Genomic DNA, 6,556 nt, shown 5'->3' with positions numbered 1-6,556 from the left:
GGCTTCTATGAATAATGATTATATGATGACTGTTCTCAACTCCTTTTGTCAAGCTTGATTGAGATGCTCTTACCCTGATTCATCCATAAAATAGGAGAATGGTAAAAGGCGATCGCCCTGTTGTTGAGGTGTTACGAGTTGTTACAGCTTCCTCCAGTCATGCAATAAAAGTGAGATACTGCTAATTGTTAAAAGTGAGCGATACTTTTTAAAATTTTACTCTATGGAAGAAACAGTCCACGACAACTTTTTTAAAAATTTTACTGTAGTAACAGCAACTATATCTGCAGCCGATGATCTTCCTGAAAAATCCGGGATTTATGCTTTTTATCACGCTTTTGATTTTTTAGAAAATAACTTGTTTGATGGTGTAGATAATCGTTTAAAAAGTACAGTATTTAAAACAAAATTTGCCGAAAAAGATAATAGAAGTAAGTTTATTGTCGATACTTGTGGAGAGTCAGTTGGTTTGTCTCAAAAAATGGGGCAATTTATCCAAGCGGTTTCTCAGCCTAAAGAACGAAGAATTTTAAAAAGTCTTCTGATCTCATGTAGCATTTTCCAACGCCCCGATTACATCGGCACAGCAAGCAACTTAAGAGATAGATTTATCCAACATTTGGATCGAGACGATGGTTTTTTATCAAGGTACGGAAACTCCAGAGCCCCTGATGAATTTTTATTCGTTTGTTTACCTTGCCCCAAAAACATTTCTAGAGAGTTAGAAAGTCTGTTAATTCAACTATGTCAACCTAAGTTTAATACACAGAGGAGTTAGAAAATGGAATTAGATAATCAGTCTCCAGAGACGATAGAATATAAGGCAATCAGTGGTAAATTTGGTGAAGTTAGGTACTTCATAACAACTCTCGATCAAAGTGATGCCGTTGAAAATATTAGATTTGCTGATGAAATTCAAGGCAGTTGGAGCTTTTCTGAAAGAGTTCAGAGAAAACTAGATGAAAACAGAGCGAATACAGAAATATTTTCTTACCTCGCACAGGGTGGAATTCGCTTTTTTAATTCAATTGTAGTTGTACTTTTGCCCAACTCGAATAACCAAAGAGAGTTTTGGGACTTTTCTGAAGTTAGTAGTCAGGGAAAAACTGTTGAAAAATGGGTCAATTTAAAGCTATATAAAAACGTAGCTAGAATTGTAATTGATGGTCAACATAGACTTCTTTCATTAAAGAGATACTGGAACGCCTATACTGGAAAAGAGCCTTTAACTCCTCAACAAATAAATGAGAATTTCAATTGCGACGAAACTTTTGACATACCAGTTGTTTATCTAGTATTTGGTAATCTTGGTAGAGTTGGTCATGCCGACTTAAGCGAAACAGTAAGAGATGAAATAATCAAAGCAACTCGCAATATTTTTACAGTTATCAACAAGACTGCAAAATCAATCGATAAACAAACTCAATTATTGCTGGATGATAGTAAAATATCAGCATTGATTCCTAGAAAACTTTTAGAGGAAGAAGTGCTTGAAGATAAATTTGTTAAATGGTCTTCCAAATCAAGAAACTTGACCCAATCAGAACCCTATTTAACGACTCTAGATTTGGTTAGCCAATGTACTATTGAACTATTGAAAGATTATCAGAAGCAAGCTTTAAAGAAATCATTCAATTCACCAACTGAGCGTAATATGGCTCTGGCAAATTATTACGAGTCTCATCCTAAACTTCCTGAAATAAGTACAAAAGCATTGCTTAAGTGGTTTTTCACTGAACTTCAGCCATTCAAGGATTGGGTAGCACAGATTAATTACGTTGGTATCAATATTCCTACTCAACCGGAGCAATCTCGATTAAGTGCAAACCAAAAAGCAACTATAAAAGAATTACGAGATTCTAACATTTTGTATACTATATTAGGGCAAAAAATTCTTTTTTCCGCTGTTTCAAGGTTCCTACTTAAGATAAGAATAGAGTACCGTATTCCAGCGATTCTTGATGCGATATCGCTTAGTATTACTAAAATGGATAAAGAGGGATTTTTTAACCGAAATGCACCCCATTGGTCTAGTGTTCTAGTGCGACCCAATGAAAAACTAACCATGATCACTACAGGCTCTGGGACTGATAAATGTATAGACCTGGTTAGAATGATATTGCTAGATTCCTCTGAGGGCGTAAGAGACTTGATAAAACGTACTAGAGATGATGTCAGCAGCGAGGTTAACTGGAATGAATCTTTGATTTCCGTTTGGAGAAAAGATTTTCATGTGATATTACCGGAAGTTGAATTTATTGATGAGCAGATAGAAAAATCTTCTGAATCGGATGATTCTTTTGCTGAAGTTCGAGATTCGCTTGACTCTTTTGAGGAAGATGAAGAAGAATCTGATGAAATTGAAGATGATGAGGATATTTTCAAAGAAACGGAAGAAGTAAAAGATTAAGCTATCAACTTGACGAGGTGTTCAAAGATAGCGATGTAACAAAACTTTTTTCGACAATTGCCGAGAAGAAGCCGGAGATGCCGGATGTCCGCCCAAAATTTACGGCATTACCTCCTCTGGGCACGATCGCGAATATGCAGCAGACAGACTCGGAATCTCATAGAAAGTACGATCGCCCTTCCCATCCAAAAAATAGGACAATGGTAAAGGGCGATCGCACTTCACCCTAAAATCTTTCTCAACTAAAACCATGAGTACAATTCGCTTACAACTAGCCGAATACTTGAAATGTCGAGGTTTCACCCCCGAAAACTTAGTCGAAGCTGTGGGCGAAACACTCAATCCTGAAACCGTATACCAACTGATCGCAAAAGCCGAAAACCTCAACCACCTAGACTTATCAGTTCTAGCCGCCATTATAGATGGCTTGAGCAAACTCAATGGTTTTCCCGTTGGCATCGGAGAAGTGCTAATATTTTTTCCTGACATTTCCGAGGAAGCATTGGCAAAATCGCCTTGGCGTCAACTTTACCTCGTCGATAATGAAATTCCCCCCTATGATTGGGGAGATGTAGACCCCCTCGAAGGCACAAAGCCTGTGCGTTTTATTCCGGGAGTGGGAATGGTAATTCTGGACAATGAAAGTGCAACGAATACCAAAGAAGATATCCAGCAATTTACTAGAATTACCTCCGATTCAGAATTCATGGGGGGAAAACCTTGCATTCGCCACTTACCCATAACTGTTGAAACTATCATCTCAATGATGGCGTCTCACTATTCTACAGCAGAAATACGCCAAACTTATCCAGAACTTGAAGAAGCAGACTTTAAAGAAGTTATCGCCTATGCTAAATGGCGGATTCAAGAAACAAACCCGATCGACATTGGCAATAAAAAGCTAGAGAAAATTTGTGAGTCAGCTACCTAATTTTTTGCAGGTGAGGGCTGTAGTGCTAGTTAACTTCCCGGCTCAAATTCCCCCCGGTCGCGAACAGGAAAACACTCGACCTGCCGTAATTGTAGCTTTGCCAAATGTCACAGGGATAACGCGGTTTTTGTTGGTAATAGTCGTTCCCTTGACGACACAACAAGGAGATTGGGCGACACGAAACTCAACGCTATATCCGCAGCTTCAGGCTGGAATGGGAAACATACGCTATGACTCTACAGTGTTGCTGGATCAAATACGCGCTGTAGACATAAAGCGTGTTTTGGGCTACCGAGGAGATTTAACCGCAGAAGAGTATCAGCCGATCGCCAATGGACTAAAAGCCATGTTTGGCTTTTGAATTATCCCTTCATCAGCGTTTATCTGCGTGCATCTGCGGTTAAAAATCCCCCTCAATTCCCTGACAACAAGCTTAATGTCCCAATAGCTTATCCCGCAAATGCTTAATCCGATCGCGCAATTTACCCGCCTCCTCAAACTCCAACTTCTTAGCCGCCGCCTTCATCTGCGCTTCCAACCGCCCGATTAACTGAGGAATTTCATCCAAAGATAACTCGTTTACCTGTTCGTAAACCTCCTCCAACTGCTGAGAATTCAGCTTGCGCGACACGTCCAAAAATGCCAAAATCGCATTACTCGATCGCTTTTTCGCGATCGGCTGCGGCGTAATCCCGTGCATCTTATTGTACGCTAGCTGAATCCCCCGGCGTCGATCCGTTTCGTCGATCGCCTTAACCATACTATCCGTCAAATTATCCGCGTACAAAATAGCCTGTCCCTGAACGTGCCGCGCCGCCCTTCCAATCGTTTGAATCAACGAACGTCCCGATCGCAAAAACCCCTCTTTATCCGCATCCAAAATTACCACCAGCGAAACTTCCGGCAAATCCAAACCTTCCCGCAGCAAGTTAACACCAATCAATACATCAAACTTACCATCCTGCAAATCTTGGATAATTTCGATGCGTTGAATCGACTGAATTTCCGAGTGCAAATACCGCACTCTAATCGCCCTTTCCTGCAAATATTCGGTTAAATCTTCCGCCATCCGCTTGGTTAAAGTCGTCACCAAAACTCGCTCGTCCCGACTTACTCTCTCCTTAATTTCGCCTAACAAATCATCAATTTGTCCTTCCGTCGGGCGCACGAAAATAGTCGGATCTATTACTCCGGTAGGGCGAATTACTTGCTCTGCAACTCTGCCTTCCGATATCTCCATTTCCCAATCCCCAGGCGTAGCAGAAACAAAGATGCACTGATTCTCTTTTGCCCAGAATTCCTCTGCTTTTAAAGGGCGGTTATCTGCCGCGCTGGGCAAGCGAAAACCGTGTTCGATCAATACTTTTTTGCGCGCTTGGTCGCCGTTGTACATCCCCCGAATTTGCGGCACTGTGACGTGAGATTCATCTATCACCAGCATCCAATCTTTGGGGAAATAATCAATCAAACATTCTGGCGGTTCCCCCGCATTTCTTCCGGCTAAATGCCGCGAATAATTTTCGACTCCGTTGCAGTATCCTACCTCGCGCAGCATTTCCAAATCGTAGCGCGTGCGCTGTTCCAACCGCTGAGCTTCTAATAGTTTACCGTCTTTTTCAAATTCTGCCAGTCGGTCTTCTAATTCGAGTTCTATCCCTTGGCAAGCTGCCTCTAATTTATCTTCTGCCGTGACAAAGTGGCGCGCTGGATAAATATTTAAAGCCGTTGAACTTTGCAGGATTTTACCTGTTACGGGGTCAACGTAGCGAATGGCATCGATTTGGTCGCCGAAGAATTCGACGCGAATAATTCTATCTTCGTAAGCGGGGCCAATTTCCAAAACATCGCCTTTGACGCGAAATTTGCCTCTGCCTAAATCTATATCGTTGCGGGTGTATTGGACGTTGACTAAATCGCGCAAAACTTGCCGCTGGTTGACTTGCATTCCTACTCGCAAAGGGATAGATGCTTTCAGGTATTCTGCGGGCATTCCCAAACCGTAGATGCAGCTAATTGAAGCAACTACAATTACGTCGCGGCGTTCAAAGAGCGATCGCGTGGCGGAGTGCCGCAGCATATCGATCTCATCGTTAATTGCTGCCGTTTTCTCAATGAAAGTATCCGTGACGGCAATGTATGCTTCAGGTTGGTAGTAGTCGTAATAACTGACAAAGTATTCGACTGCATTGTTCGGGAAAAAATTTCGCAGTTCGTTGCACAGTTGAGCTGCCAGGGTTTTGTTGTGTGCTAGGACTAAGGTGGGTCTGCCGACTTTTTCAATGACCGAGGCAATGGAGAAGGTTTTGCCCGTACCTGTGGCACCGAGTAAGGTTTGAAATCGATCGCCCGCTTCGATGCCTTTGACGAGTTGCTCGATCGCTAGCGGTTGGTCGCCTGTGGGCTGGAAGGGCGCTTGCAATTGAAAAGATGCTGCCGCAGTTACCATAGGAAAATGTAGCTATTACCCATAAATCTTAACAAAAATGCAGAGATTCTGCAATTTCGTTAAAAAAATAGTTAGACTTTGTAATATTATTTTAATCATCGGCCGAAATAGAAAGCAGAAAGCCAAGAAAAGCAGTTGTCCAAACCCAGCAATCAACAGCAATAAGCGAGGAAAAGAATTATGGATACGAGCAGTACAGGTACAGGCAAAGGCAAAGCGATCGCCCGCCGCGGCAAAGGCGGTTCCAAAAGCCAAGCTACAGAACCCACGGATGCCAAAGCAACAGGAATTCAACTTTATCGACCGCAACTCCTGCATGACAACCGCCCCGTCGGCCCAGACGATTTTACCATCAGCGAGACCGTTTCGATATCGGGGAACCGCCCGATCGGCGCCAGCACCCTGCACATCAGCGAAACCTACGGCATTGTAGCCAATCGCCCGGTCGAATCCAGCGACTTTGAAGTGGTTGCGACAATGGGCAACCGCCCGATCGGTTCCAGCGCCATGCAAGTCAGTGAAATGTTCAGTATGTCCGGTGCTCGCCCTATTGCAATCAGCACTCTTCACATTGATGAAGTTTACTCCACAATGGGAGGAAACCGCCCGATTGCCTCAAACGAAATTGACGACAGCTCGACCTTAATGGGATTTTTAGATTAATTACTCGTTAGTCATTAGTTTTTAGTTTTTAGCTGTTAACTAATGACTAATGAAACATTTTTCGAGAACTGCTTGACGAACGCGATCTACCAATTGAATCGTCTCA

7 protein-coding genes are annotated in these 6,556 nt (G+C 42.6%); 6 read left to right on the top strand and 1 reads right to left on the bottom strand.

What is annotated here, in order from left to right:
• Positions 1–223: 223 nt before the first annotated feature.
• From QUA33_RS22750 to QUA33_RS22730, 5 genes are read left to right on the top strand one after another with little or no spacing between them, the layout of a single operon-like run.
• Complete coding sequence (locus tag QUA33_RS22750) at positions 224–778, top strand: GIY-YIG nuclease family protein (RefSeq protein ID WP_333151380.1); 555 nt, start codon at positions 224–226, stop codon at positions 776–778.
• A 3-nt stretch (positions 779–781) separates the two neighbouring features.
• A complete protein-coding gene (locus tag QUA33_RS22745) occupies positions 782–2,410 on the top strand; it encodes a DGQHR domain-containing protein (RefSeq protein WP_333151378.1) in 1,629 nt (542 codons plus the stop codon).
• Between the two features lie 17 nt (positions 2,411–2,427).
• Complete coding sequence (locus QUA33_RS22740; RefSeq protein WP_333151376.1) at positions 2,428–2,640, top strand: hypothetical protein; 213 nt, start codon at positions 2,428–2,430, stop codon at positions 2,638–2,640.
• A gap of 20 nt (positions 2,641–2,660) precedes the next feature.
• Entirely contained in the window at positions 2,661–3,341 is a 681-nt protein-coding gene (locus QUA33_RS22735; RefSeq protein WP_333151374.1) for a DUF433 domain-containing protein, read from the top strand.
• Positions 3,325–3,702, top strand: a complete 378-nt coding sequence (locus QUA33_RS22730) for a type II toxin-antitoxin system PemK/MazF family toxin (RefSeq protein ID WP_333151372.1) — start codon at positions 3,325–3,327, stop codon at positions 3,700–3,702. Before QUA33_RS22735 ends, QUA33_RS22730 begins: the two co-directional genes overlap by 17 nt.
• Before the next feature lie 72 nt (positions 3,703–3,774).
• On the opposite strand, the gene uvrB is transcribed toward QUA33_RS22730, so the two are convergent.
• Entirely contained in the window at positions 3,775–5,787 is a 2,013-nt protein-coding gene (gene uvrB / locus QUA33_RS22725) for an excinuclease ABC subunit UvrB (RefSeq protein ID WP_333151371.1), read from the bottom strand.
• Between the two features lie 180 nt (positions 5,788–5,967).
• On the opposite strand from uvrB, the gene QUA33_RS22720 reads away from it, so the two are divergent.
• Entirely contained in the window at positions 5,968–6,450 is a 483-nt protein-coding gene (locus QUA33_RS22720) for a hypothetical protein (protein WP_333151369.1), read from the top strand.
• The last annotated feature ends 106 nt before the right edge of the window (positions 6,451–6,556 follow it).

This window comes from Microcoleus sp. Pol14D4 (assembly GCF_036701245.1).
Taxonomy (GTDB): domain Bacteria; phylum Cyanobacteriota; class Cyanobacteriia; order Cyanobacteriales; family Microcoleaceae; genus Microcoleus.
This window is presented reverse-complemented; position numbering and strand designations above follow the sequence as displayed.

Coding starts and splice junctions, on each gene's coding strand:
- QUA33_RS22750 (WP_333151380.1), top strand. CDS start 224: ATGGAAGAAACAGTCCACGACAACTTTTTTAAAAATTTTACTGTAGTA.
- QUA33_RS22735 (WP_333151374.1), top strand. CDS start 2,661: ATGAGTACAATTCGCTTACAACTAGCCGAATACTTGAAATGTCGAGGT.
- uvrB (WP_333151371.1), bottom strand. CDS start 5,787: ATGGTAACTGCGGCAGCATCTTTTCAATTGCAAGCGCCCTTCCAGCCC.
- QUA33_RS22745 (WP_333151378.1), top strand. CDS start 782: ATGGAATTAGATAATCAGTCTCCAGAGACGATAGAATATAAGGCAATC.
- QUA33_RS22720 (WP_333151369.1), top strand. CDS start 5,968: ATGGATACGAGCAGTACAGGTACAGGCAAAGGCAAAGCGATCGCCCGC.